The 23,639-nt window shown below is 69.7% G+C and carries 26 protein-coding genes, 4 pseudogenes and 1 riboswitch; of the genes and pseudogenes, 12 read left to right on the top strand and 18 right to left on the bottom strand.

Annotated features, from left to right (window positions below):
- Nucleotides 1-85 precede the first annotated feature (85 nt).
- On the top strand, nucleotides 86-1,387 hold the full coding sequence (locus tag BIV23_RS43550) for a magnesium transporter MgtE N-terminal domain-containing protein (RefSeq protein WP_071386530.1): 1,302 nt from the start codon (nucleotides 86-88) through the stop codon (nucleotides 1,385-1,387).
- A 458-nt stretch (nucleotides 1,388-1,845) separates the two neighbouring features.
- The gene (locus tag BIV23_RS43545; protein WP_245790935.1) at nucleotides 1,846-3,303 is read left to right on the top strand and encodes an NRAMP family divalent metal transporter; all 1,458 of its coding nucleotides are present in this window, start codon (nucleotides 1,846-1,848) and stop codon (nucleotides 3,301-3,303) included.
- Nucleotides 3,304-3,322: 19 nt separating this feature from the next.
- Here BIV23_RS43545 and BIV23_RS43540 read toward each other — a convergent pair whose 3' ends face one another.
- The 8 genes from BIV23_RS43540 to BIV23_RS43505 all read right to left on the bottom strand — a co-directional run bounded on the left by BIV23_RS43540 (nucleotide 3,323) and on the right by BIV23_RS43505 (nucleotide 8,921).
- Nucleotides 3,323-3,772, bottom strand: coding sequence for a hypothetical protein (locus BIV23_RS43540; RefSeq protein WP_071386529.1), 450 nt, complete (start codon nucleotides 3,770-3,772; stop codon nucleotides 3,323-3,325).
- Nucleotides 3,773-3,879: 107 nt separating this feature from the next.
- Complete coding sequence (locus tag BIV23_RS43535) at nucleotides 3,880-4,611, bottom strand: MgtC/SapB family protein (RefSeq protein WP_071386528.1); 732 nt, start codon at nucleotides 4,609-4,611, stop codon at nucleotides 3,880-3,882.
- Between the two features lie 79 nt (nucleotides 4,612-4,690).
- A complete protein-coding gene (locus BIV23_RS43530) occupies nucleotides 4,691-5,083 on the bottom strand; it encodes a VOC family protein (RefSeq protein WP_071386527.1) in 393 nt (130 codons plus the stop codon).
- A gap of 16 nt (nucleotides 5,084-5,099) precedes the next feature.
- Nucleotides 5,100-5,387, bottom strand: a complete 288-nt coding sequence (locus BIV23_RS43525) for an ArsR/SmtB family transcription factor (RefSeq protein ID WP_177240251.1) — start codon at nucleotides 5,385-5,387, stop codon at nucleotides 5,100-5,102.
- Between the two features lie 70 nt (nucleotides 5,388-5,457).
- Nucleotides 5,458-5,838: a hypothetical protein gene (locus BIV23_RS43520; RefSeq protein ID WP_071386525.1), complete on the bottom strand. Its 381-nt coding sequence runs from the start codon at nucleotides 5,836-5,838 to the stop codon at nucleotides 5,458-5,460.
- Between the two features lie 54 nt (nucleotides 5,839-5,892).
- Nucleotides 5,893-6,354, bottom strand: a complete 462-nt coding sequence (locus BIV23_RS53735; RefSeq protein ID WP_342746417.1) for a winged helix-turn-helix domain-containing protein — start codon at nucleotides 6,352-6,354, stop codon at nucleotides 5,893-5,895.
- 208 nt (nucleotides 6,355-6,562) lie between these two features.
- On the bottom strand, nucleotides 6,563-6,823 hold the full coding sequence (locus BIV23_RS43510; protein WP_071386524.1) for a hypothetical protein: 261 nt from the start codon (nucleotides 6,821-6,823) through the stop codon (nucleotides 6,563-6,565).
- 460 nt (nucleotides 6,824-7,283) lie between these two features.
- Complete coding sequence (locus tag BIV23_RS43505; protein WP_071386523.1) at nucleotides 7,284-8,921, bottom strand: NRAMP family divalent metal transporter; 1,638 nt, start codon at nucleotides 8,919-8,921, stop codon at nucleotides 7,284-7,286.
- Nucleotides 8,922-9,228: 307 nt separating this feature from the next.
- Nucleotides 9,229-9,402, bottom strand: a riboswitch (M-box (ykoK) riboswitch).
- A gap of 203 nt (nucleotides 9,403-9,605) precedes the next feature.
- Between BIV23_RS43505 and BIV23_RS43500 the strand changes: the two genes are divergently transcribed.
- A complete protein-coding gene (locus BIV23_RS43500; protein ID WP_071386522.1) occupies nucleotides 9,606-10,088 on the top strand; it encodes an SAM-dependent methyltransferase in 483 nt (160 codons plus the stop codon).
- Here the strand turns inward: BIV23_RS43500 and BIV23_RS43495 are convergent.
- The 3 genes from BIV23_RS43495 to BIV23_RS43485 all read right to left on the bottom strand — a co-directional run bounded on the left by BIV23_RS43495 (nucleotide 10,082) and on the right by BIV23_RS43485 (nucleotide 12,205).
- A complete protein-coding gene (locus tag BIV23_RS43495) occupies nucleotides 10,082-10,471 on the bottom strand; it encodes a VOC family protein (RefSeq protein ID WP_071386521.1) in 390 nt (129 codons plus the stop codon). The genes BIV23_RS43500 and BIV23_RS43495 overlap by 7 nt on opposite strands.
- 428 nt (nucleotides 10,472-10,899) lie before the next feature.
- Nucleotides 10,900-11,169, bottom strand: a complete 270-nt coding sequence (locus BIV23_RS43490) for a hypothetical protein (protein WP_071386520.1) — start codon at nucleotides 11,167-11,169, stop codon at nucleotides 10,900-10,902.
- Nucleotides 11,170-11,800: 631 nt separating this feature from the next.
- Nucleotides 11,801-12,205: an ArsR/SmtB family transcription factor gene (locus tag BIV23_RS43485; RefSeq protein ID WP_071386519.1), complete on the bottom strand. Its 405-nt coding sequence runs from the start codon at nucleotides 12,203-12,205 to the stop codon at nucleotides 11,801-11,803.
- 524 nt (nucleotides 12,206-12,729) lie between these two features.
- On the opposite strand from BIV23_RS43485, the gene BIV23_RS54235 reads away from it, so the two are divergent.
- From BIV23_RS54235 to BIV23_RS43470, 3 genes are all read left to right on the top strand, one after another.
- On the top strand, nucleotides 12,730-13,005 hold the full coding sequence (locus BIV23_RS54235; RefSeq protein ID WP_071386518.1) for a hypothetical protein: 276 nt from the start codon (nucleotides 12,730-12,732) through the stop codon (nucleotides 13,003-13,005).
- A gap of 142 nt (nucleotides 13,006-13,147) precedes the next feature.
- Nucleotides 13,148-13,852, top strand: coding sequence for an HAD-IC family P-type ATPase (locus BIV23_RS54230; protein WP_071386517.1), 705 nt, complete (start codon nucleotides 13,148-13,150; stop codon nucleotides 13,850-13,852).
- A 50-nt stretch (nucleotides 13,853-13,902) separates the two neighbouring features.
- Nucleotides 13,903-14,499 (top strand): GNAT family N-acetyltransferase, encoded by a 597-nt coding sequence (locus BIV23_RS43470; protein WP_071386516.1) that lies wholly within the window; start codon nucleotides 13,903-13,905, stop codon nucleotides 14,497-14,499.
- Here BIV23_RS43470 and BIV23_RS47960 read toward each other — a convergent pair.
- The 4 genes and pseudogenes from BIV23_RS47960 to BIV23_RS49405 all read right to left on the bottom strand — a co-directional run.
- Nucleotides 14,472-14,615, bottom strand: a pseudogene (locus tag BIV23_RS47960) (ATP-binding protein); the annotation flags it as partial. The gene BIV23_RS43470 and the pseudogene BIV23_RS47960 sit on opposite strands and share 28 nt — an antisense overlap.
- Before the next feature lie 44 nt (nucleotides 14,616-14,659).
- Nucleotides 14,660-15,028, bottom strand: a complete 369-nt coding sequence (locus BIV23_RS43465; protein ID WP_071386515.1) for a hypothetical protein — start codon at nucleotides 15,026-15,028, stop codon at nucleotides 14,660-14,662.
- Between the two features lie 162 nt (nucleotides 15,029-15,190).
- Complete coding sequence (locus BIV23_RS43460) at nucleotides 15,191-15,862, bottom strand: mechanosensitive ion channel domain-containing protein (protein ID WP_079173787.1); 672 nt, start codon at nucleotides 15,860-15,862, stop codon at nucleotides 15,191-15,193.
- Nucleotides 15,863-16,333: 471 nt separating this feature from the next.
- Nucleotides 16,334-16,459: pseudogene (locus BIV23_RS49405) on the bottom strand (IS110 family transposase); the annotation flags it as partial.
- Nucleotides 16,460-16,975: 516 nt separating this feature from the next.
- Here BIV23_RS49405 and BIV23_RS43455 point away from each other — a divergent pair.
- Both BIV23_RS43455 and BIV23_RS43450 read left to right on the top strand, forming a co-directional pair.
- Nucleotides 16,976-17,356, top strand: a pseudogene (locus BIV23_RS43455) (sigma-70 family RNA polymerase sigma factor); the annotation flags it as partial.
- A gap of 77 nt (nucleotides 17,357-17,433) precedes the next feature.
- Nucleotides 17,434-18,138, top strand: coding sequence for a hypothetical protein (locus tag BIV23_RS43450; RefSeq protein ID WP_143079247.1), 705 nt, complete (start codon nucleotides 17,434-17,436; stop codon nucleotides 18,136-18,138).
- A gap of 102 nt (nucleotides 18,139-18,240) precedes the next feature.
- Here BIV23_RS43450 and BIV23_RS43445 read toward each other — a convergent pair whose 3' ends face one another.
- Nucleotides 18,241-18,765: a hypothetical protein gene (locus BIV23_RS43445; protein WP_071386512.1), complete on the bottom strand. Its 525-nt coding sequence runs from the start codon at nucleotides 18,763-18,765 to the stop codon at nucleotides 18,241-18,243.
- Between the two features lie 249 nt (nucleotides 18,766-19,014).
- On the opposite strand from BIV23_RS43445, the pseudogene BIV23_RS43435 reads away from it, so the two are divergent.
- A pseudogene (locus tag BIV23_RS43435) lies at nucleotides 19,015-19,990 on the top strand (integrase core domain-containing protein).
- A gap of 197 nt (nucleotides 19,991-20,187) precedes the next feature.
- Here the strand turns inward: BIV23_RS43435 and BIV23_RS51000 are convergent.
- Together BIV23_RS51000 and BIV23_RS43430 are read right to left on the bottom strand one after the other, a co-directional pair.
- A complete protein-coding gene (locus BIV23_RS51000) occupies nucleotides 20,188-20,352 on the bottom strand; it encodes a hypothetical protein (RefSeq protein WP_177240250.1) in 165 nt (54 codons plus the stop codon).
- 21 nt (nucleotides 20,353-20,373) lie between these two features.
- Nucleotides 20,374-20,811, bottom strand: coding sequence for a MarR family winged helix-turn-helix transcriptional regulator (locus BIV23_RS43430; protein ID WP_071386511.1), 438 nt, complete (start codon nucleotides 20,809-20,811; stop codon nucleotides 20,374-20,376).
- A 95-nt stretch (nucleotides 20,812-20,906) separates the two neighbouring features.
- On the opposite strand from BIV23_RS43430, the gene BIV23_RS43425 reads away from it, so the two are divergent.
- The 3 genes from BIV23_RS43425 to BIV23_RS43415 all read left to right on the top strand — a co-directional run.
- Nucleotides 20,907-21,446 carry a phenolic acid decarboxylase gene (locus tag BIV23_RS43425; RefSeq protein ID WP_071386510.1) on the top strand — a complete coding sequence of 180 codons (540 nt, stop codon included), beginning with the start codon at nucleotides 20,907-20,909 and terminating at the stop codon, nucleotides 21,444-21,446.
- Between the two features lie 413 nt (nucleotides 21,447-21,859).
- On the top strand, nucleotides 21,860-22,270 hold the full coding sequence (locus BIV23_RS43420) for a MarR family winged helix-turn-helix transcriptional regulator (RefSeq protein ID WP_245790931.1): 411 nt from the start codon (nucleotides 21,860-21,862) through the stop codon (nucleotides 22,268-22,270).
- Between the two features lie 49 nt (nucleotides 22,271-22,319).
- Nucleotides 22,320-23,639: MFS transporter (locus BIV23_RS43415; protein ID WP_079173783.1), on the top strand; the 1,320-nt coding region annotated here is incomplete at its 3' end.

Raw genomic sequence — 23,639 nt, 5'->3', positions numbered from 1 at the left:
GCGCCAGGTCCGCGTGACCGGCTCGAAGGGGAAACGCAGCCGCCTCATATGCCCCATTTGGTGCGCATGTGTCTAGCGTGGGGGTGTGGATCGGGTCGTACGTCTCGCGCAGCTCCTCCGTACGCCGGTGGTCGGAGGCGACGGCGAGGTGGTGGGCCGGCTCGCCGACGTCATCGTGCGACTGCGGGGACGGGACTATCCGCTGGTCACCGGGCTGGTCGCACGAGTAGGCGGACGCGAGGTCTTCCTGCCCGCCGAGCAGGTGGCCGACCTGGACGCGGAGCAGATCACGCTGGCGAGCCCGCGCGTGGACCTGCGCCACTTCGAACGGCGCGAGGGCGAGGTGCTGCTGCGGTCGGACGTACTGGGCCACCGGGTCATCGACGTGGCCGATGTCGAGCTGGTCCGGGCGTACGACATCGAACTGGAGCAGCGGCTGGACCGCTGGGTCCTGACCTGCCTGGACACGCGCAGGCCGCCGCACCTGTGGGGCCGCCTACGCGGCCGTGCCGCCCGGCCCGACTGGCGGGACTGGAAGTCCTTCGAGCCGTTGATCGGGCACGCTCGTTCCGCCCGGGTACGGGGGCCGTTCGCCCGTCTCGGCCGGTTGAAGCCCGCGGACCTCGCCGATCTGCTGGAGGAGGCGAGCCGCACCGAGTCGCGCGAGATCCTCCAGACCGTTCACGCCGATCCCGAGCTCGAGGCCGATGTGTTCGAGGAGCTGGAGCGGGACTCGCAGACTCGTCTGCTGGGCGAACGCAGCGATGCCGAGATCGCCCAGGTGCTCGCCCGAATGCGCGCCGACGACGCCGCGGACGCGCTCAACGACCTGCCGCAGAGCCGCCGCGAGCCCGTCCTGGATGCGCTTCCCGCCGGGCAGCGCACCAAGGTGCTGACGCTGATGGGCTTCAACCCCTCAAGCGCCGGAGGGCTGATGGCGCTCGACGTCCTCGCCATGCCGGGCGGCAGCACCGTCGCGGAGGCCCTTCGGGCAGCCGGTGAGGCGCGGGCCCTGCAAGCCCAGGCGCTGACCAGCGTGTATCTGGCCGGTGAGGAGCAAAGGCTGCTCGGTGTGGTCACTCTGGTGGAGTTGCTGCAAGCGGATCCGGCCGCGTCCCTGGACGATGTGGCGGACCGTGATCCGGTCCGGGCCGGTCCTGACACCGATGTCGAGGACATCGCCCTGCTCATGACCGACTACAACCTGCTCACCGTCCCGGTGGTGGACGACGAGGACCGCATCCTGGGCATCATCACGGTCGACGACGTCCTCGACGCGGTCATCCCGGAGGACTGGCGCCGCCGCGAGCCGGCCCCGCACCCGGCCCACCGCACGGAGGAGCCCGGCCCCGAACCAGCCCCGCACGACATGCCGCCCACGTCATGAGCCCGGACGACCGGCCCACAGGTGGAGCAGGCCGCCCCGAGCCCGACCGTCCCACAGCCGGGGCAGGCAGCCCTCAGCCACCGGCTCGCCCGGGCAGCTCAGAACCTGCGGCGCGCCCCGGCCCGGAGCGGCCCACGCCTCCTAGCCACACCGAGCGCCCCGCCGAACCCGCACAGCCTCGCCCGGCTGATCGCAGGCCCGCCCCGGAGCCACCGCAGCGGAAGCCCCCACCGGGGCCGCCTCCGAAACCCACCCCAGCTCCGGCCGGGAAACCGGCCGCCCGCCCCGCCAAGCCACCGCCACGCCCGGCGCGGCCCAGCGCCGTACTCGATGAGGCCCATCTCGGCGAGATCCAAGGCGCCTTCGGCCGCGTCCCCCGCGAACGCATCGAGGAGCGGCCCGGGTTCAGGACCCGGCTGCTGACCCTGCTGGCCATCGTCGGCCCCGGCATCATCGTGATGGTCGGCGACAACGACGCGGGCGGTGTCGCCACGTACGCGCAGGCGGGCCAGAACTACGGCTACTCGCTCCTGTGGGTCCTGCTCCTGCTGATCCCGGTCCTGATCGTGAATCAGGAGATGGTGGTGCGGCTGGGTGCGGTCACCGGTGTCGGTCACGCGCGCCTGATCACCGAGCGGTTCGGCCGTTTCTGGGGCTGGTTCAGCGTCGGCGACCTCTTCCTGCTGAACTTCCTCACCATCGTCACCGAGTTCATCGGCATCTCCCTGGCCGCGGAACATCTCGGTGTCTCGCGGTACGTCGTCGTCCCGGTGGCCGCGGTCGTCCTGGTCGCCGTGACCGCGAGCGGTTCCTTCCGCCGCTGGGAACGCGCGATGTTCGCCTTCATCGGCGCAAGCCTGCTGCTGATCCCCCTGACCCTCATGTCGGGGCCGCAGTGGGGCCGGGCCGCCCACGACTTCGTGGTACCCGGCGTCCAGGGCGGCGCCAGCAGTGAGGCCATTCTGCTGATCATCGCGATCGTCGGCACCACCGTCGCGCCCTGGCAGCTGTTCTTCCAGCAGTCCAATGTCATCGACAAGCGCATCACCCCGCGCTTCATCGGTTACGAGCGCGCCGACACGGTGATCGGCTCCTTCGTGGTCGTCGCGGGCGCCGCCGCGTTGATCATGATCGCCGACTTCGCGGCCCGGGGCACCGCCGTCCACGGTCACTTCACCGACGCCGCCGGAGTCGCCGACGCTCTCGCCCGCCACGACTCCGTGCTGGGCGTGCTGTTCGCGATCGTCCTGCTGGACGCGAGCATCATCGGCGCCGCCGCCGTCACCCTGGCCACCAGCTACGCCTTCGGCGACGTCTTCAACCTGCGTCATTCCCTGCACCGCAGCTTCGGTGAGGCCAAGCAGTTCTACGCCTCCTACAGCCTGCTGGTCCTGGTCGCCGCCGCCATCGTCCTCATCCCGGGCGCCCCGCTCGGTCTGATCACCGAGGCCGTCCAGGCGCTTGCCGGGCTGCTGCTGCCCTCCGCGAGCGTGTTCCTGCTCCTGCTGTGCAACGACACCGAGGTACTCGGTCCCTGGGTCAATCCGCGCTGGCTGAACATGCTCGCCACCGTCACCATCGCCGTCCTGCTGATGCTCTCCGGCACACTGATGGCGACCACACTCTTCCCGGCCGTCAACGTCACCCAGCTCACGATCTGGCTGGCGATCGCGCTGGTCACGGGCCTGCTCACCGCCGCAGTAGCCCTCCGCGCCGCCCGCCGCCGCGCGCCCACACGCCAGGTACCGGTGATGCCGCAGGCCGAGAAGCTCGCCTGGCGCATGCCACCCCTGGCACTCCTGCGGCCGGTGAGCTGGTCGGCCGGGACCCGCCTGGGCATGATGGCGCTGCGCGGCTACCTGGTCCTCAGCGCCCTGCTCCTGCTGATCAAGGCGATCCGGCTCGGCAGTTCCTGACCCCCGGCGGCCCGGTCGGTCAGTGACGCTGCCGGGTGGCAGTGTCGACCAGGAGACGGTTGAGGTCGGCGGGCAGGTCCAGGTGGCGCTCGATCCAGGCGGCGTCCTCGCCGTGCGTGGCGAGGATCCACGCCATGTACAGGCGGTTCAGGCCGGGCGCGTCCTTGCCGAGCAGGTACGGGCGCACGGCCTCCATGGGGAAACCGTCCAGCGTGCGAGCCGTGAACCACGAGTCGTCGACCGTCTCGTGCAGGCGCCGCCGGGCCCGGCGGGCGGCATTGCGGTGGCTGTGCCACACGGCTGCCACCAGCACGAACGCGGCGGTGCCCGCGCCCATGAGAGCTCCGCTGACGATCGGCCGGTCCCGAGCCGGCGCGGTCGCCAGCGCGGTGACCTCCAGCACGACCAGCGTGAACACCCCCAGCAGGGCGACGCCCTCGCCCGTGCGCGGGTGAGGCAGGGTCCTCATGACTCGACTCTCCCTTCCCTTTCCATCCTGGCCGGTGACCGGGACGTTGTCCTGGGGCCGCACAGCCCCCTTCCGGGCCGTGTGGCGGGAGGCGCTGGTCTGGTGTGTCAGGCCAGCGCGGGGGGTCGTTCCCGCTCGGCCTCCTCGTCGTCCATGTGCCAGTGCAGGTCGCTCACGCCCGGCTCCAGGGACAGCCGGGAGATGACCTGCTCCAGCGCGGCGGCGACGTCGCCGCTGATCGAGACGGTCGCGCGCAGGCTCGCGGTGTCCCCCTCGCGGCGTGCGCGCAGCCCTCTGGGAGCGAGCGCGGAAGCGGCCAGGGTCTGCAGCAGCAGGGCGCGCAGATGGGTCTCGGACGTGCGTTCGCACACCAGGTGCACGGTGGCGCGGACGGTGGCGTCGGGGTCGGTGCCCGCGGCCGGAGCCCGGTCCAGCAGGCGCCCGGCGGGCCGCAGCACCACGTGGACGGCCAGCACGACCACTGTGCCGAGGACGGCGAAGCTCAGGTGGCCGGAGGCGGCCAGCACTCCTGCGGCGGCCGAGCACCACAGGGTGGCGGCGGTGTTGAGGCCGCGCACTCCGGCGCCGTCGCGCAGGATGACCCCGCCGCCGAGGAAGCCGATGCCGGAGACGACGTAGGAGGCCACCCGGGTGGGGCTGCCCGTGTCGCCGACGGCCTCGCTGTAGAGCACGAACAGGGTGGCGCCTGTGGCGACGAGGGCGTTGGTGCGCAGGCCCGCCATCCGCGCCCGCCACTGCCGCTCGACGCCGATCAGCGCACCGCAGCCGGTGCCGGCGGAGAGGCGGATGAGGAAGTCGAAGGTGGACAGGGAGTGCACCAGAGCACCTCTTTCATGGCCGGGGGGTCAGGCCGGTCCCGGCTTCCCGGGTCCGACGGTGTTGTTGTACCGGAAGCGGTCAGGAGCGGGGTTCGAGAAACTCCAGGCGGTTGCCGAGTTTGTCGAAGGCATAGAAGCGGTCGTGGCCAGGGAAGTTGTCGTCCCAGGTCACCTCGTGACCGTGCGACTCCAGGCGCTTGGCGAGGCCGTGCAGCGGGCGCACGAGGATGCCGGGGTGGGCCTTGGCGGCGGGGCGGAAGTCGGCCTCCACGCCGAGGTGGACCTCCAGGCCGCCGCCGCGGAACCAGCAGCCGCCGCGAGCCGCGAGGACCGGGGGCTTCTCCAGCTCGGTCATGCCCAGCACCTCGCCCCAGAAGGCGCGGCACAGCTCCTCACTGCCGACTGGGATGGCGAGCTGGACATGGTGCAGCGGGCCGAAGGCGAACTCGGTGGTGGAGTTCTCGGTGGGCATGTGCTTTCTCATTTCGTCAGTGGTGATCACGAAGGTTGTCCGGCTCGGGCGGTGCCGCGTGTGCTGCCAGGTGCAGGACGGTGGCGAGCAGGGACGGCAGGTGCGGGTTGGTGGTGCGGTAGAGCAAGCGGTTGCCGCTGCGGCGAGCCGTGACCAGGCCCGCCGCCCGCAGTCGGGTGAGGCTCTGGGAGACGGCGGCGTAGTGCACACCGACGCGCTCCGTCAGTTCTCCGACCGAGAGTTCCTGGAGCGCCAGGGTCTGCAGCAGCCGGACCCGGATAGGTCCGCCCAGTGTCTTCAACATCGCTACCATGGCGCCGACTTCTGCGTCCTCGAAGGGTGCGGTCGTCGTGCGGACCGGGAGGAAGACGACGTCAGGCGGCTCCTGGACAGCATGCACCGGCCGCGCTCCTTTCCTGTTCGTGCGCGGGGGTACCGGGCGCGGGTGTGTCGCACCGGTGCCAGTGCAGATCGCGAACGTGCGGCACGCGGGAGAGCTGGTCGACGAGGTGGTCCAGGGGGCCGGTGTCCGGGCCGTCCAGGGTGAGCGTCACGCGCAGGTACGCGGTGACACCGTGCCGGCTGGCGTGCAGGGCCTGGAGGCGGGCACCGGGCCTGCTCAGGGCCAGCACGCACAGCGCGCGCACCTTGGCCGACACCTGGTGGTCGCAGTGGATGTGGATCGTGGCGAGAGTCGAGACCGGGGTGGTGGACGGTCCGCTGTTCTTCGCATGCGTACGGGGCAGGAATCGCATGGGTACCTCTTGGGTCACTTCTGGTCGGGAAGTGGTGGAAAAGGAAGGGTGCGGTCAGGTGGTATTCCGGAAGCGGGTTTCGAGTGTGAGCCGCGGGTTCAAGGAGTAGCCGGCCTGGCGCACCGTGCGGATCAGGGCCCGGTGTTCGGGCCCGAGCTTGCGGCGCAGGCGGGCGATGTGGACGTCGACGCTGCGCAGGTCGCCCGTGGGCGCCTGCTGCCAGACCAATTCCATCAGCTGACGGCGGGTGTAGACGCGGTCCGGGTGGGCAGCCAGGTGGGCGATCAGCTCGAACTCCATCCACGTGAGGCCGAGTTGATGCCCTTCGACTTCGGCTCGGCGGATGGCGCAGTCGACGACGAGCCCGGCCACCCGGTAAACCGGTGCCCGAGCCTCCGGCGCTGCAGGCGTGTCTGGTGACCGCGGCGGGGACCAGTGCCGGCGGCGTCCCCATGGTGCAGCGGTCTCTTTGCGGTCGTCGTGGGCGCAGCGGGCCATGCGGTAGCTCAAGGCCATGTCGGTTCCCTGTCGGATCAGTGTGGTGCCGAAGTGCGTGGTCGGGGCAGCGGGGCGCCGATGTGGAACGACCTCCGCAGGCCGGTGGGAGTCCGCGGGCAGCGGGCTCCAGCCGTACAGGCGGGACGGATCGGGCAACGGGCGCCAGGATGTTCCCAGGGCAGGGAAGGGCATGCGAACTCTCCTTCCAGCAGCGGCGTGCGGGTTGCTAGTGCCAGGTGGCTTCGAGGTGGCGTCGGCCGTCGGAGCCGGTGACCGTGTGCCCGTGGGCATGCGGCCCGACGTGCTGGGCGTGCGCCAACGGCGTACGAGTGGCTGCCGGGCGGGGCAGCGCGCGGATGACGGTGCTGTCCGTGGGGCTGTCGGCGAGCTGGCGCAGGATGTGGGCGAACCAGGCGCGCACGGCGTCACGCTTGCGGGCCGGGGTGTGGCCGAGAAGCGGGATGTGGATCACGGTCAGGACGGGCATGGGTAACTCACCTTCCGGGAAGGGCGCGTTGCGGCGACGAGGAGTGAGGGAAGGTGCGAGGTGGGGCCGGTGGCCCCTGGAGGCTGGCGGGAGCCGGCGGCTTGGGCGAGGCGTTCGACGGCCGGCAGGGGCAGGCCGGCGAACCGGGCCAGCCAGCGGGGGTCGCGGCCCTGCCGGGCCAGCAGATGGACGAGGTGGACGCGTGGGTCGTAGACGTGTGCCGGGATGCGAGTCCCGGGCAGGCGGCCGGGTCGTCCAGCAGGTAGGTGCGTTCCCGGCCGTCGGACAGGGTCAGCGGCAGTGACGGGCAGGTGCACCCCGCCGGAGCGAGGCGGCGGACGGCCGAGGCGGTCAGGTGGGTCAGGTGGCGCAGGACGTGCATGGCCGGTCCTCCCTTCCGAGGGGGAGTGGGTAGCCGTGCCGGGGCGGCGGCGCGGGTTCGGCCGCCGCCCCGGGAGGGTCACTTGCCGAGTGCGACCTGGACGATCTTGATGACGACCAGGATCATCGCGATGAGCAGGTAGGTTCGCAGGGCGCCCATGCCGATCTTGCGGGCGGTGGACATGGCCGGCCGGGTCAGGGTCTCCAGCGGCGGCATCCGCCACTCGTCCTTGCCGGTCCGGTCGATCGGGTCCTCCTTGGTGCCCGTGCGCCGGCGGGTGAAGGCGTAGCCCGCGGCCAGCACCCCGACGACACCGCAGGCGGCCATGATGTCGAGGATCGCCCCGGAGGAGATGTCAGGGAACAGGACGGAGGCGGTCAGGACGATCGACAGGGCGACCAGGACCCCGACCACGGCCGAGGTGAACGCGTTGGTCTTCGGGCCGTTCACCCACGGGCCGAGCACGGCCTTGTCGTTGCAGAGCAGCAGCAGGAACACGCTGGCGGAGGGCAGCAGGACACCGGCCAGGGTCTGCACGCCCTCGGTCAGCAGGCCCAGCGGCGAGCCAGGGATCAGCACGATGGCGGCAGCGGCGGCGACCAGACCGGCGTAGACGGCGTAGAAGCCCTTGGCTCCCTTCACTCCACGGTGAAGCGAGTGCTTGATGCCGAAGACGTCACCGATGGCGTAGGCGGTGGACAGGGAGACGGCGAACGCGCCGATGATCGAGGCGTCCAGCAGCGCGATGGCGAACAGCACGCCGGCGAGCTTGCCGGCCTTGTGCTCCAGGCCGGTCGCGATGCCGCCGGCGTCGGTGAACTGGCCGAAGCCGTGCGTGCCCGCGAAGGTCGCGGCGGTGAAGCCCATCATCGCCGCCGCGCCGATCACCACAACCGCGATACCGATCCACAGGTCGGCCTTCTCGTACTTCATGAACCGCGGGGTGATCCGCTTGTCGATGACGTACGACTGCTGGAAGAACAACTGCCAGGGGGCGACCGTGGTGCCGACGATGCCGATGATCAGCAGCATGACGGTGGAGAGCTGGCCGGTGCCGCCGGGCATGTTCGGCACCACGAAGTCCCGGGCCATCTGCGAGGCGTGCGGGTGGACCATGAAGTAGATCGGCACCAGCAGCAGCGAGGCCGCGCACAGGGCGATGGCGACCCGCTCGAACCGCTGGAAGGAGCCGGTGAACGCCGACGCGATGATGATCCCCGCGGCGAGGACCACGGAGACGGCCTTGGGCAGGCCCAGGTACCCGGATGCCAGGGTGATGCCGATGAACTCGGTCACCAGGGTGAGCGCGTTGAGCAGGAACAGGTCGATGACGCTGAACGCGCCCCAGAACTTGCCGAACCGCTCCAGGATGAGGCGGGCGTGGCCGACGCCGGTGACGGCGCCCAGGCGCAGCACCATCTCTTGGTTGACGTACAGGACGGGGACCAGCAGGAGCAGGGTCCACAGCAGGTGGGTGCCGTAGTTCTGGCCGGCCTGGCCGTAGGTGGCGAAGGCGCCGGCGTCGTTGTCGCCGACCATGACGATCAGGCCGGGGCCGACTATGGCCAGGAGCGTCTTGAGCTTGGCGGACAGGCCGGAGCGGGGTGCGGTGTCGTCGAGCCTGATGGTGCCGAGGGCGCCCTGGATGTCGCCGACGTGCGCGTCGTCCAGGACCGCGGCGCGCGGGGCCTCGGACACGTTGGTCACGGTGGTCATGACATACCTCCCGAATCCCCCCAGAAGGGGGAGGTAGGGGGCACGCGAAAGCCGTCCCCCCTGCGCGAGAGCGCAGGACGGCGGCCCGTCACGGCGCAGGGCCGTACGGGGCGCAGGACGCGGATGGGGATCCGCGCAGGGGAGGTGGTTACCGCGTGCCGGAAGAATGCGAGGACAAGCGGGGGTGGGGCCGACTATGGCCCGGACTACTGCTGCTGCAGTCCATGTCTCTCGCCTCCTTCCGGCCGGGGACGCGACCTGTGCGCGTCAGCAACGACTCGGCAAGGAGCAACCCAGCCCGAACGGCCGGTCACCCCAACTCGTCAGAGCTTTGGCACTCCACGGCGTAATCCCCCTGCGGGGGAAGCCACTTGGGGTCACCCCTTAGGCCGGGGAGACCTGTCCTGACCCTGGGCGTCTCTCGACGTCGTGGGGTCAGTGGCCTGTGTCCGTGAAGACGCCTCACCGAACGAGGTGCCCTTTTCAAACCTCCATGAGTGTAGCCCCATACTTGCACATGAACGCAAGTTCTTGGCGGAGTCTTGACCGGGGCTGGCCGCGCCTGTAATGGCGGTCACATGCCTCACGGGCCGCGCACCGGCTCTGGACCGGTGATCGATACGGTGAGCCACCTGTGGGTCTACCTGCGCCCACTCCCGGACGCTTTCACGAAAGGCGCGACGCATGCCCGAGGACAGCACTCCCGCCGAGGTGGTCTCCGTCCCGGTGGGCCGGGTGGTGGGTGGTCGGTCGGAGGCACGGGACGACGACTGGGGCAAGGAGACGGCGGTCATCCGCCTCGACGCCACCCGCTTCACCTCCGACGCGGTGGCGGGCCTGGACGCCTTCTCCCACCTGGAGGTCGTCTACCACTTCGACCGTGTCCCGGTGGAGAAGATCGAGACCGGAGCCCGCCATCCCCGCGGCAGCACCGACTGGCCCCGGGTCGGCATCTTCGCCCAGCGCGGCAAGAACCGCCCCCACCGGCTCGGTGTGTCCCGCTGTCGCCTGATCAAGGTCGGCGGACTCGATCTGCACGTCCAGGGCCTGGACGCGGCGGACGGCACTCCCATTCTCGACATCAAGCCCTACATGGCCGAGTTCGGCCCCCAGAGCCCGGTCGCCCAGCCGGAATGGGCCACCGCGCTCATGTGCGGGTACTACTGACCTGCCGGTTCCCTGCCGATGGGCTGGAGGAATTCGAGACGGTTGCCGACGGGATCCTGGCTGTGGAAACGGCGGTGGCCGGGGAGGGTGGTGTCGTCCCAGATCACCAGGGCGCCGAAGGCTTCGAGGCGGGCGGCGAGCGATTCGATGGCCTCGACACGCAGGCCGGGGTGCGCCTTTGCGGAGGCCCGGTAAGGGGTTTCGATGCCCAGGTGGAGCTGGACGTGCTGGTCGTCGTCGCTGAACCAGCAGCCTCCGCGGGACGCGAGGCGGCCCGGCCTCGGGACTTCGACGAGGCCGAGCGCGTCGACGTAGAAGGCGCGCAGCAACTTCTCGCTGCCCTGCGGGGCGGCCAGCTGGATGTGGTCGATTGCGGTGATCATGCGGGACCTCCGGTCGGTGGTGTCGCTGATGTCGGTGATGTCAGTGGCGGGTCTGCCAGGTCGCTTCGAGGTGCCGGGCGCCGCCTGGGTCTGACACCAAATTCCAGTGGGCGTGCGGGCGTTGCCGGGTGGTGAAGGTCGTCGCCCGGCGGGTCATCGGGACGTCGAGCACGTGGAGCACGGGCTGCTCCAGAGAGCCGTCGGGGAACGACGGACGATGCCGATGAGGCGAGCATGCACGGACCGCCAGGCGCCGTGTGAGTGGGCGCCGGGGAGGTGCAGGGCGGGGTGGGCGAATACGGACATGAGCGGTTGCCTCCGATGGGGTGTGCGCTCGGCGCACTCTGGCGGTCGGCCGTCGGGCACGCATGGGCTGGTGGGCCCGGTGCGCCGGCCCAGGGGCATGGGCGGTGCAGAGGGCCTGTGTGTCAGGGCTGCGCTGCGAGGTCGGTGATGCGCTGCGCGGCGGTCAGTGGCAGACCGGTGAACTCGGCGAGCCAGGCGGCGCGGTGACCCTGCCGGGCGAGGATGTGGGCCAGGTGGACGCGCGCCTCGTAGGTCCCGCACCGCTTGCCGGCGCATGCGAGGAGGTCGAGCAGATACGTGCGCTCGACTCCGTCGTCCAGGGTCAGCCGGACGCCTGAGCAGGCGTGATCGGACGGGTGAGGCGCGGGAGCGAGGTGGTCGGGGAGGCGCATGGCGGTGTCCTCCTTCTTCGGGAGAGGGGTGGGGCGGCGGGCACCGTGGCACCCGCCAGGGAGACTGACGCGCCGGTCACGCCGGTGGCGGTCGGTGCAGCCCGCTGTGGCGGCGGACGGGCCACTGGCGAATCGGCGTGCTGGCGATCGGGCTCGGCGGCAGGAACGCCGCCGTGATGAGGATGCGTGCCCGTAACTGGCGTGGTCCGCAGAATGGTTGACGTGGGGGATGCCCGGATGAGGGAGACGGTCTCCTGCGGTGACCTGGGTAACCGCCCGTCAGGCGGCAGCGCGGAGTCGGTCAGGCACGCGGAAGAGAGTCCGGACGAGGAGCCGGACTATGACCGGGACTGCAACTGCTGTCCATGCCCGCCCCCTTTCGATCCGGGCGCGGGGCGACACCCGCGCGGTTCACTGGCCGGTAGCCCGGGCGGCGTCGCCGCATACCTCTACGGCACGAGCCGCCTCCAGGCTGGCTACGCCATATTTGCACATCGACGCAACAAGGAGCAATGCTGCCTTCGTCAGTCCGGCTGTGACCGTCGACTTTCGGCCTGCCTTCGCACGTGACCAGGTAGGCCACGGGACTATGTATCAGGGCAGCGCGCAGACGCGGATGCCGATGTGCTGGCTAATGGCCCAGTGCCGACCGGCGTACGCCCAGTGCGCGGCGCGCCACGGCGGGCCGCTCCTCCGCTGCTGCGGTCGGCTCCTCGTGTGCGCCGTCCTCGGACCCTGCGGCGCCTCCTTCCGCCTGGGCCACGCGCTGCGCCTCCTCCAGCAGTCCGCGCACGCCCGCCGATCGGTAGTAGATCCGCGTACCCTCCCGCCGCGTGGTCACCAACCCGACCGTACGAAGCCTGGCCAGGTGCTGCGACGTCGCGGCGACGTGGGCGCCCAGCAGCCGGGCCAGCTCGCTCACCGGCAGCTCACGGCCGCTCAGCACCCACAGCAGACGGAAGCGCGAGGGGTCGGCCACGGCCTTCAGCACGGCCGCAGTGCGCTCCGCGTCCCACGCCTCTTCTTGCGCATCCACGCAATTAGCCTACCGGCGGTACGTAGGTCCCGCCCGGGCCCGTCACGAGGATCTCGACAAGGCCCTGGAACGGTGTTGCTGGTTCCGGCGTTGTCAGCCTGGCAGGGATCAGCGTCGCCGCGACGGTGGCGGCTACTGGACGTGAACGGTCGTCGCCCGGCTGGGCTGACGTTCAGGATCCGCTCGGCGCGCTCGGGGACGGCACTCGGGCTACTGGGCGTCGACCACGTCCAGGGCTCGGCTGGGGGTTCTCCGCGTCATCACCGCCGCAGGTGCCGACAGCCACGCGTCCGGCCCCGAGGCGCAGACGGTCCTGCGTGTCGCCGCCCGAGCCTGCCCGCGAGGCGTCGAGCAGACCGGCTTACACCCCCACGCCCCCGACGAGGCGGTCCTGGCGGCCGCCCCGAGCGAGACGGGGCGGGCCATCGTCCGGGCCCAGCCGTTCGAGGTGAGCCGCGGCTACGCGGCCGCCGCGGGACGGGCGCGGAGACGGATTGCGAGGCTCACGGCGGCGGCGCGGACCTGTGCTGGTCATCAAAGGCGCGTCGGAAGTCGTCCTGCCCTGCTGCCCCGATACCGACCCGGCGGCCGTCGACGCGACACACGCCCTCGCTGTCGAGGGCCTGCGACTGTTTGCAGTGGCCCAGCGCCGCCTCGCGGCGGAGGAGGCCGCAGCGGGCCTGGACAAGCCCCTCGAACTGCTGGAACTCATCGGATTCGCGGCCTTGGCCGACACCCCCCCCGCGCCAGCTCCGCCCCGTTGGTCGCCGGGCTCGGTGAGGCAGACGCACGGCCGGTGATGCTGACCGGCGACCATCCCGGGACCGCCCGCGCCGTAGCCGTTATCCTCGGCTGGTCACCGGATGTCACAGTGGCCACGGCGACGAACTGGCCGCACTGGACCGGGCGGGGCGGGCACGCCCGCTCAAGGACTGCGGCGTCGTGGCACGCGTGGCGCCCGAGCAGAGGCTCCAGATCGTAGAGGCCCTGCGGGAGGCGGGACGCGTGGTGGCCATGGACGGCGACGGGGCCAACGACGCTGCCGCCATCCGCGCCGCCGACGTCGGAGTCGGCATCGCGGCACGCGGATCGGCAGCCGCACGCAACGCCGCCGACCTCGTGATCACCAATGACGATCTGTCGGTCCTCATCGATGCCATCGGCGAGGGCCGCGCCCTGTGGCGCAGCGTGGCCGACGCGATCAGCATCCTGCTCGGCGGGAACGCCGGTGAGGTCGGCTTCTCCGTCCTGGGCACCCTGCTGTCCGATACGTCGCCGCTGTCGACATGTCAGCTGCTGCTGGTCAACCTGCTCACCGACATGTTCCCGGCGATGGCGGTCGCGGTTACCCCGCCCTCCCCGGAACCCGCAGACGAGCCGACCGCGGCCGACGGCCAACCCGTCGGCTACGCCGTCCTCGGCCGACCACTGAACTGGCAGCGGCAGCGCGGACTGGTCACCGGGATCGGCGCGGCCATCGCCTGGCTGATCGGCACCCTCACGCCAGGTACGGCACGACGTACCAGCGCCATGGGCCTTGTCCACGGACATCAGCCCGTCCGGGCGAGTGGTCAGTTGATCTCTTGGTGGGCGGACAGCTCATCTCCCTGTCCGGTATGGCTATTGATCCCTGATTTGGTCGATTGACTGTGTGCTCAGCGCCGGAGAAGGTTCGGCGCTTGTCGTAGGGTCGGGGCATGTCCCTTGCCGCGGTTGAGCTGCGCGAGTTCACTCTCGCTGACAGCTCCTTTCTCACGTCGTGGATTCCGGGTCCGGTCGAACTGCTCACCTGGGCTGGTCCTTCGCTCACCTGGCCGTTGGACGAGCCTCAGATCGCCGCGTATGCGGGCGAGTCCGCAGCGCCGGGACGATGGAGTTGGATGGGCGTCGACTCTCAGACCGGGCAAGTGGTGGGCCATGCCTCGGTGCGCGTGGACGCCGAAGGTGTCGCAGGGCGACTGGGGCGGGTGCTGATTGCCCCGGAGGCCCGTGGCCGTGGGCTGGGCGCTGGCATGTTGAAAGAAGTGCTGGCGGTCGCCTTCGACATCCGGGGCCTGCAACGCGTGAAACTCGGGGTGTTCAGCCATAACGCCAGCGCGGTCCGACTCTATGAACGGCTCGGTTTCCAGGTAGAGCGTGTACTGCCCGACGTGGAGCAAGTGGAGGGGCGGTCCTGGTCGGTGCTGCAGATGTCCCTGGCCAGCGCGGACTGGGCGTCCGCTCGCGGGCAGCAGAGGGAGGATGATGGTGGGCCTGTGGCGCAACATCATGAGGCAAGTGGGATGACACCCTGACCGCTGGTGGCCTGGGTCAGCCGCAGCGAGGAGCCCTCGGTCAGGACGATGTGCGCGTGGTGCAGGAGCCGGTCGACGGCGGCAGTGGCCAACGTTTTCGGCATGGCCGAATCGAAGTCAGTGCCCGGCACGCTGGTGCCTCCGTCGGATCCGGAGGGGTTCAGGAGGCCGGCGCGGCGATCCGGCATGGCACGATCAGGTCCTCCGTCAGGTGATAGGCGGCACAGACCCGGTGGTATCCGTCGGCGATCACCAACGGAGTACCGCGCACTAGGAGGACCGGGGAGAGTTTGCTGCCGCGTTTCACCTTCTGGATGTTGTGCTGGACGTGGACGTTGTCCGCCGGGAGCAACGGCAGGCCCGAGGCGCGCATGATGTCCTTGGCCTTCTTCGTCTGCGTCTCGGACGCGCGCAGGGCGTCGACGATCCGCGTCACTTCCTCCGCCGGGAGGAGCAGGTCGAGGTAGTCGGCCGCTGCCGGGAAGTCGTGCTCCTCCGGGTCATCGAGCCACAACCTGGTCCATTCCACAGGGCCGCCCCCTGTTCGCGTACCTGGCGCATCGCTCCGGGTGACAAGCGTAGGACCGCAAGCGGGCTCCGGACACCCGCCGCGCACAAGGTTGTTGGAGCCGTCGGAGCGCTCTCGGCGCGAGTCCGCCGAAAGCCGTCGGCCGGGGCTGACCGTCAGCCGTCACTCCGCGAGCGCCTCGCGAGCGGGTGGGCCGATGGCGGCACCGAGCACGGCGTTGTTGGGCAGCAGCACTGGGCCGTCCTCCGTGTGGAGTTGGACGAACAGCAAGGTCATGTCGGTCACCTCGCCCTCGATACGGCCGCCGAGAGGTCCGGACTGAATGCTGATCCGCTCACCGATCGTGAAGGGGTGAGAGACCAGCAGCACCAGACCGGCGCAGATGTTGCCGAGGACCGGCTGGGCGGCGATCCCGAGGATCACTCCGGTCAACGCGCCGCCCAGCAGGAGCTTCTCCCACGGCACCCGGATCAGGCTGAGCGCGCCAAGGATGACCAGCGCGTAGCCGAAGAGGAGACAGAGGACCCGCAGGGCGACGGACCGGCTGTCGCTGATCCGCCCCGCCAGAAGCTTTACCAGATCGTCCGTGGCCCCGCGCACCGCGAACAGCGCGGCCACCAGGAAGACACCCGCGCTAATACCGGCGACCACCCGGGACGTCACCGAGTCGTGGCTGTGCGCGCTGCCCAGCAGACCACCGTAGTTGAGCGACACGACAAGCCCGCCGACGGCGAGGGTCGTGGTGACGACGGCCCGTCGGGTGCGAATCACTCCACGCCAGTGCAGGCCGTGCCCGAGCACGACGTCACCTGGGCGTACGTGGTTGCCTTCCATCTCCGCCCCCCTTGTGATGAGCCTGTCGCGGGGCACAGTACTTCACACCCCGTACGACCACTGGGAGCCGGTATAGCCTCGCCCACTCGGGCCGGCACCCCTCATCCACATGGGGCGGCGAATCGCGGCGGGGCCGCGACGGCGATGAGGCTCCGATGGCGTGAGCACAGCAGCCGTAGCGAGATCGTCTCTATCTGCTGGTGTGGTGCGCCGCGGCCACGACCGTGCGCGGAGAAGGACGTCGGCTCGCCCTGCGCGGGAGGCGCCGCAGCCCCTGAATGCTCGTAGACCGACAGCATAGGACGATGAGCGCCATGGCAGGTCTGGCTCTGTCCACGAGAACGAACGGACAGCAGATGCACACCACTTCGGGAGCCATCCCGCCGCAGACGGAAATCGAACTGTCCTGCAGAAACGACAGCGGCCGGCACAAGTGTTGAGACACTCCCAGCGGTGGGTGAGCGTCGTCGATGGCTCGCTGTTGGGCAGCTGCTTGTCGAAGACCTTCTTGCCGGCCGGAGTCAGCCCGTGGCCGTGGTGGGCGGTCTTGCCGACGTCCAGGCCGAGGAAGACGCCCACGTCATCGATGGCGTACAACCCGTCGTCCCGAACAGGGCTTGTGCGGTGCTGGCCAGGGCGGTGGCGCCGTACGCGCGCATCCACGTTATGCAGACCTGCCGCCCGCAAGCGGCCGGGCATTACGCCAGGCCGGGCGGTAGTCGGACCTCTCATCAGCGTCTCCAACGGCACCCCACGGGCCCGGTACACCACCCCCCAGGTCATCCTTACGACAGGGGGGAACAGTCATGCCGGGCCCGGAGGCCAGCGGTCCTCTTGCAGGACCGCGGAAAACATAACGGGGGGCCGACGGCACGGCAGGCGCGTCGGCAGCATCCTGGCCGGCAGCCCACCGAAGAGGCTGCAACGTGCGATGGCTCCCGCCCCGTCTATTCATGTGAGAGGTGATCGGGCAAGCAGCTGAAGGCCGGAGGGCCAGTGGGGGCACACCATGACGAGAAGTTCGAGCAGTTCACCCGCGCGCACTGGCAGCAGCTACGGCAGGCCGCCTACCTGCTGTGCGCCGACTGGCAGTTGGCCTAGGACCTCACCCAGACTGCGCTGATCCGCTGCTACCCGCGCTGGCGTACTCTGCGCCGCCAGCAGGCGGCCTTCCCTTATGTGCGGCGTGCGCTGGTGCGCTGTTTCATCGATCACACCCGCAAGCACTCCAGCCGTGAGCAGTTGCCTGGGGAGTTGCCGGATGCGGCGGCGGAAGAGGGCCAGGCTCTGGAAGAGCGCGATGCGCTCACACGCGCGCTGGCGGCGCTCCCGCCCATGCAGCGCGCGACGCTTGTGCTGCGGTTCTGGCACGACCTGGACGTGGCCGAGACGGCGCGGCAGCTGCGCCGCAAACCAGCCACGGTCCGCTCGGACACGGCGCGCGGCTTGGAACGTATGCGGACCCTGCTCGCCGGACAGGAGGCACCTCACTGATGAACGATGAAAACGCGGAGGCCAAGTTGATGTTCAACCGTGTCCTGGCGGGGGACGACGGCGGGGACGGCCCCGACATGGAAGCGATCCTCGTGCGCGGCAAGCGCCGCAAGCTTCAGCGCACCCTGGCCATTGCGGGCAGCTGCGCCGCGGTAGCGGCTGTCGTCGTCGGTTTGAGCCTGACGCAGTCCCTCGCCGGCTCCTCCTCCGCTCAGAACGACTCCCCCGCGCTCGCCGGTGAGGCGTCCACTCCGGGGCTCCCTCCGCACGACCTGTCCAAGGGCAACACCGAGGCGGTGCACGCACAGCTGCTCGCGGCTCTGAAGGCTCACGTTCCTGCCGGCGTGACGATTGCCGCCGGCTCCGGACCGACCAGCTTCCGGCTGACGCATCCGGACGGTACGGTCACCACTTTGAGCGCGCAGGTGGGCCGCCGGACCCTGGCGGGGCTGCCCAACCCGTGCACAGGATCCCGTTACACCAGCCGCTGCCAGCCGGTCAGCCTGCCCGACGGCTCCAGGGGCTGGGCATCGGTGACGAACAACGGCGCAGGACCGGGCGGCGTGGTGTCGGTGACCGCGGTCACGCAGGAAGGACAGGTGTTCGGTCTGGACGACGGCAACACCGAAGCCCTCTCAGGCGGCACGGCAGTGAATGGCACTCCGCTGACGCAGCAGCAGTTGATCGCCCTGGTGGAGCAGCCCGACGTGCTCACCGCGCTGAAGAAGGCCCCCACGGACGAGGCCACGCCTGCCCCGGCCGGGGTGCCACATCGGGCATGACCCGTGAACCATGTGGCGCGCCCCGCGCCGGGAAGGAACCCGGCGCGGGGCGCACTGTGTATGGATCAGCGATGTTCAGTCATGGGTTCCCGGCTGGGCCGGTCAATGCCAGGGGCCGCAGGCCACGAGGGAGGCGTCCATGTTGTAGAGGCAGCCGCGGTCCTGGTAGCCGGCGCCGTCGTAGAAGGACGGGGTCCACGACCACGCCTGGTTGGTGACCTGCCCGGTGGGACCGTTCCAGTTCTGGCCGTTGTTCCAGGTCTGGTCCACATAGACCTGGAAGTTCTTCCCCGGCGCGTCGCCCTCGGCCTGCAGGTACTCGTGGCTGTCGGAGCCCAGGTAGGTGCCCTCGTCCCACGTGCCGTACGAGATGTTCTCCTGGTCACACCAGTACAGCGATTCCTCGGCGGCGCAGTCGTAGCCCATCGGCTTCATCGTGGTGTGAGTCTTCACGGCCGGCTTGTGGTTGCGGGCCTGGGCTTCCAGGTCCTTCTTCATCTTGTTCATGGCCTGGAGCTGCACGGGAGTGAGCAGGGCCAGATTCTGGTCCTGCTTGCCGCCGGCGATGATGACGGGGTTGTCCACCGACCCGAGCGGGGCGTGCGGGTTGAAGGTGTGCTTGCCCATGACCTTGCCCTTGCCGGAAACCTCGTCCGTGCAGGTGAGAGCGGTATGCGGGTTTCGCGGGTCTTGACACTCCCGGTCGGTTGGGCCGGTGCTCTGGTGCGCGTGCCGGACGCTGCGGGAACATGATCGGCCGTGCTGCTGCGACTGGCTTACCTGGGCGTGACGAACGCGTTCGTCATGCTGCGCCTGCTGCCGATGAGCGACCGGGACAAGGACGTGTAGATTCTGGTGCTGCGCCATCAGATTGCGATGTTGGAGCGGCAGCTGGGCGGGAACAGGCCGCGGTTCGAGCCGGGCGATCGGGCATTCCTGGCGGCGTTGCAGCACCGGCTCCCGCGGGATGTGCTGCGTCGGTTGCGGTTGTTGGTGCGGCCGGACACGGTGTTGCGATGGCACTGCGACCTGGTCGCGCGCCGCCATGCCGCCGGGTCCCGGCCCAAGCGCCCGGGCCGGCCGCGCACCGTGCACTCCATCCGCGTCCTGGTGCTGCGCCTGGCGCGCGAGAATCCCGGCTGGGGCTACAGAGGGTGCACGGCGAGCTGCTCGTGCTGGGGGTAAAGGTGGCCGCATCCACGGTATGGGAGATCTTGAAGGAGGCGGGGATCGACCCGGCGCCCGAACGGAGCTCCAGTACCTGGGGCGACTTCCTGCGCTCCCAGGCCGATGCCCTGCTGGCCTGCGACTTCTTCGAGACGGTCACCCTGACCGGAGTGCGGCTGTACGTGTTCGCCGACATCGAGCACGGCAGTCGCCGGGTCCGCGTCCTGGGCGCCACTGCCCACTCGACCGCGTCCTGGGTGGGCCAGGCCGCGAAGAATCTCGTGATGGACCTGGAGGACACGGGCTCTCGGGCAAGGTTCATGATCCGGGACAACGGCAAGTCCCCCGGGCTGTTCGACGCCATCTTGAAGGACGTGGGGATCGAGGTCGTGCTCAGCGGGGTCCGGATGCCGAGAATGAACGCGACGTGGAGCGGTGGGTGCAAACATGCCGGCGCGAGCTGCTGGACCGGACCTTGATCTGGAACCAGCGGCACCTGCTGAACGTCCTGCGTGAGTTCGAGCAGTTCTACAACGGACACCGGCCGCATCAGGGCATCGCGAACGCCCGTCCGCTCGACCCGTTGCCCGCCCCCATCGCCGATCCGGACCAAAAAGCCCGCCTCGACATAGGAAGACGCGATGGCCTCGGCGGCATCCTTCACGAGTACGAACACGCCGCCTGACCTGCACGGACGGAGATATCGGCAAGGGTACCGTCGTCGTCACGCGCACCAACGCCAGACGATCTTCGGCACTCAACGCAACCGGATGCTTCTTCTGTGAGGACACGGCACCCCTGCCCGGCCGAAAGGAAGCGACAAGGGGAGCTTGCCCGACCCCAACTCCACCAACCAGAACAACACTTAGCCGCGACGATCTACTAGTTGTCGAGCATGTCCGTGAAGTAGGTATCGTGCCACACCTGGAAGGCTTTGCGCTCTTCGCGGCTGCGATCCGCGTACTCCGCGCGGCCTTCTCGAAATGCAACTCCCGCGGAGCGCCCGGCGAGAAGATCATCGCGAGATGTGCGCGGCGGCGCGAGCATGCCGCTGGATTCCCTGTGCGATCAGCCGCGTTCGTCCTCCAATGCGGTGAGCAGCTCGGCGAGGGCAGGGAGCGCCTGATCGAGGGCCTGCCGGCTCTCCGGCGCCAGGTCGGCCAAGGTGCGGCGGAGTGCACCCGTGCTCACCCGGTCGTACCGATTGAGCAGGTCGAGGGCGTGGGGCGAGGCCGTGAGCTGGACGGTGCGCAGATCGGTGGATGACGGCGTGCGCTCGATCAGGCCGGAGGCGGTCATGGTGCGGACCAGGTTGCTGACTGTGGAGGGAGCGACCCGCAGGCGAGCAGCGGCCTCGCGCGGAGCGAGCGCGCCGGCTTCGGAGAGCGCCCTCAGCAGTTCGATCTGAGCCTCAGGGAGATCAGGCAGGGCCTCGGCCCGGCGGGTGCGCAGCACGGCCCGGCGAAGCGGGCCGATGAGCCGGCCGAACTCGGTCGCAGTGTCCATGGACTCATTGTGCCGCACACGCATTTTGCAGCAAAACTATTTTGTGGCAAAATGAATGTGCCGTCGCCGTGGCGACACAGCAAGGAGGCAACCGCATGACCAGCAGCGCAACACACGAGACCACCGTCCACCACCCGGTCCCCCCGCAGGACCTCTCCGGAATCGTCGGCCACCGCTTCATCTACACCTACGCCAATGGCTGGCAGTACGAGATGTACGTGAAGAACGCCACCACCATCGACTACCGGATCCACTCCGGCATGGTCGGCGGACGCTGGGTCAAGGACCAGAAGGTCGACCTCGTCCAACTGGACGACGACAGCTACAAGGTCTCCTGGAACGAGCCCACCGGCACCTCGGTCTCCGTCAACGTCATGCCCGCAAAGCGCCGCCTCCACGGCGTGATCTTCTTCCCGCGCTGGGTCGAGGAGCACGGCGAACGCACCGTCTGCTATCAGAACGACCACCTCGACCAGATGCGCAAGTACCGCGACGAGGGCCCGACCTACCCGATCTACGTGGTCCCCGAATTCGCCAAGATCACCCTCTTCGAGTTCGTCGGCACCGACGACGACACCGTCGTGTCCACCGCCCCCGAAGCCCTCCCGGCAGGCTGGTCCGACCGCGGCAACTGACCCGCGCAGAGCCATTGCGATCGCCCCTCCAGGGCACCGGGCGAAGGGTGCTCACCGCCTGCCCTCCTGCAGCGCCAGGTACCCGGCCGCGCGCACCGGAGTGGCCGACCCCAAGTCCGAGCAGGTACGAGTTCGTCTCCTCTCCGAAATGCAGACCGGGTCGCCCGTACGCCCATGGGAACCGGCGCCGACCTGCTCGTACAGGCGCGCCCACGCCTCAGCGCGGCCGACACCCTTGGTGCCCTCGTAGGCGGGCTCGACAGAGCAGCCGCACGACCGGTTGAACCCGCCCCCCGGCCTATTGGAATGCTAGTCTTGCAAAGCCAAATTTGCAAGGCTAGCCTTCTAATATGACTCCACGAGTATCGGACGACCGCGCCGAAAACCTTGAGCCGGACCCTGCACTGATCGGGGTGGCCACGCGGCTGCGGATCAGCATCGGCGCGTTCAGGCGCCGCAGTCATGAAGCGCTGAGCGAGGGCGACTTGACGGGCCCGCAGCTGACGGCACTCTCTCGGCTCGAACGGCTGGGTGCGGTCACCACCGCGGAACTGGCCAGGCGTGAGCAGATCACTCCCCAGGCGATGGGCGCCACCGTCGCGGTCCTGCAAGGCCGTGGGCTGGTGGCCCGTGCCGCCGATCCCGCTGACGGGCGCCGTCAGCTGCTCACGGTCACCGAGGCCGGCCGGACTGTGCTGAGTTCCGAGCGCAGCGTCGTCGCCGAGACGATGGCCGCGGCGATGGCGACGTCCTTCACTGCCGAAGAGATCGCGACTCTCGACACTGCGGCGCCGCTGATCGAGCGGCTGGCCGACCTGTTCTGACCAGTGACCGTGATCATCGAGTCCCACCCACGGGAACGGAGGGCGTGCCGTGAATGAGCCGGAGTCCGATGTCGTCGCAAGCGCCCGGAGGGAGGCGGGCGGTGCCGGGCGTCCGTTCTCCTGGCGGTTCACTGCGCCGTTGTTGATCGGCTCGGCACTGAATCCGATCAACAGCTCACTGATCGCTACCGCGCTGGTACCGATCGCCGTCAGCCTGCACGTCCGGGTCGGGCAGACCGCACCCCTGGTGACCGCACTGTATCTGGCCAGCGCCATCGCCCAGCCCACGGCCGGCAAGGCCGCCCAGGTGTTCGGTCCACGGCGGGTCTTTCTGGCCGGAATCGTGCTGGTGGCGGCCGGCGGCACGGTGGGCGGCCTCGCGCAGGACCTGATCACGCTGCTCATCAGCAGGGTCCTGATCGGTCTCGGCACCTCCTGCGCCTACCCGACGGCGATGCTGCTGATCCGCGGCCGTGCCCACGACGCTGGCCTCGACGAACCGCCCGGCAGCGTCCTCGGCGCACTGCAGATAGCCGGCACCGCCACGGCGTCGCTGGGACTGCCCGTCGGCGGTCTCCTGATCGGTGCCCTGACCTGGCGGTCGGTGTTCTTCCTCAACGTGCCGGTAGCACTGGTCGCCCTGGCCGCGACACTGGCCTGGATCCCCCGTGACAGCCCCACCGGCCGCGACCACACCCTGCGTGGCGTCGCCTCCGCCCTCGACGTGCCGGGCATCGTCGGTTTCGGCGCGACGATGACCGCACTGCTGGTGTTCCTCTACGCCCTCCCCGTCGTGCACTGGTATCTGCTGGGCATCGCGGTGGCAGCGGGAGCGGCGCTCGCGGTCTGGGAGTTGCGTGCCGCCACCCCGTTCCTCGACGTGCGCCTGCTCGCGGCCAACCGGGCTCTGACCCGGACCTATCTGCGTTTCGGTCTGGCGATGCTGTGCGTGTACATCGTGCTCTACGGGCTCACGCAATGGGCCGAGGCCGTACGTGGCCTGTCCGAGAGCGCATCCGGGCTGCTCCTGCTGCCCATGACCCTGGTGTCCGCGGTGGTCATCTCGCCGGTGCCGCGACGCAATCTCGTACGAGGACCGCTGATCGCCGCCGCGCTGATGTGCGCGGCGGGGTCGGCGGGCGTTCTCCTGCTGACCTCCTCCACCGGGGTCGGCCTGTTCGTTGCCATCACCGTTGTGTTCGGCATCTCGATGGGCGCCGCTTCAGCCGGCAACCAGACCGCCCTGTACGACCAGGCTCCCGCTCAACAACTCGGCAGCGCCTCCGGTCTGCTGCGCACCTTCGCCTACATGGGCTCGATCGCCTCCTCGGCCATCACGGGCATCGTGTTCCACACGCACGTCACCGAC

The organism is Streptomyces monashensis, assembly GCF_001866665.1.
GTDB lineage: Bacteria > Actinomycetota > Actinomycetes > Streptomycetales > Streptomycetaceae > Streptomyces > Streptomyces monashensis.
Note: the sequence above shows the minus strand (reverse complement) of the source record. Positions and strands in the feature narration are given on the sequence as shown.

Excerpts from the sequence above, each read along its gene's own strand:
- BIV23_RS43545 (WP_245790935.1), top strand. The coding sequence starts at position 1,846 with ATGGTCGGCGACAACGACGCGGGCGGTGTCGCCACGTACGCGCAGGCG.
- BIV23_RS43525 (WP_177240251.1), bottom strand. The coding sequence starts at position 5,387 with ATGTTGAAGACACTGGGCGGACCTATCCGGGTCCGGCTGCTGCAGACC.
- BIV23_RS43470 (WP_071386516.1), top strand. The coding sequence starts at position 13,903 with ATGTCCCTTGCCGCGGTTGAGCTGCGCGAGTTCACTCTCGCTGACAGC.
- BIV23_RS43430 (WP_071386511.1), bottom strand. The coding sequence starts at position 20,811 with ATGGACACTGCGACCGAGTTCGGCCGGCTCATCGGCCCGCTTCGCCGG.
- BIV23_RS43505 (WP_071386523.1), bottom strand. The coding sequence starts at position 8,921 with ATGACCACCGTGACCAACGTGTCCGAGGCCCCGCGCGCCGCGGTCCTG.
- BIV23_RS43490 (WP_071386520.1), bottom strand. The coding sequence starts at position 11,169 with ATGCGCCTCCCCGACCACCTCGCTCCCGCGCCTCACCCGTCCGATCAC.
- BIV23_RS43450 (WP_143079247.1), top strand. The coding sequence starts at position 17,434 with ATGGAAGCGATCCTCGTGCGCGGCAAGCGCCGCAAGCTTCAGCGCACC.
- BIV23_RS43540 (WP_071386529.1), bottom strand. The coding sequence starts at position 3,772 with ATGAGGACCCTGCCTCACCCGCGCACGGGCGAGGGCGTCGCCCTGCTG.
- BIV23_RS43495 (WP_071386521.1), bottom strand. The coding sequence starts at position 10,471 with ATGATCACCGCAATCGACCACATCCAGCTGGCCGCCCCGCAGGGCAGC.
- BIV23_RS43510 (WP_071386524.1), bottom strand. The coding sequence starts at position 6,823 with ATGCCCGTCCTGACCGTGATCCACATCCCGCTTCTCGGCCACACCCCG.
- BIV23_RS43445 (WP_071386512.1), bottom strand. The coding sequence starts at position 18,765 with ATGGGCAAGCACACCTTCAACCCGCACGCCCCGCTCGGGTCGGTGGAC.
- BIV23_RS43425 (WP_071386510.1), top strand. The coding sequence starts at position 20,907 with ATGACCAGCAGCGCAACACACGAGACCACCGTCCACCACCCGGTCCCC.
- BIV23_RS43520 (WP_071386525.1), bottom strand. The coding sequence starts at position 5,838 with ATGCGATTCCTGCCCCGTACGCATGCGAAGAACAGCGGACCGTCCACC.
- BIV23_RS43460 (WP_079173787.1), bottom strand. The coding sequence starts at position 15,862 with ATGGAAGGCAACCACGTACGCCCAGGTGACGTCGTGCTCGGGCACGGC.
- BIV23_RS43530 (WP_071386527.1), bottom strand. The coding sequence starts at position 5,083 with ATGCCCACCGAGAACTCCACCACCGAGTTCGCCTTCGGCCCGCTGCAC.
- BIV23_RS53735 (WP_342746417.1), bottom strand. The coding sequence starts at position 6,354 with ATGGCCTTGAGCTACCGCATGGCCCGCTGCGCCCACGACGACCGCAAA.
- BIV23_RS43500 (WP_071386522.1), top strand. The coding sequence starts at position 9,606 with ATGCCCGAGGACAGCACTCCCGCCGAGGTGGTCTCCGTCCCGGTGGGC.
- BIV23_RS51000 (WP_177240250.1), bottom strand. The coding sequence starts at position 20,352 with ATGCTCGCGCCGCCGCGCACATCTCGCGATGATCTTCTCGCCGGGCGC.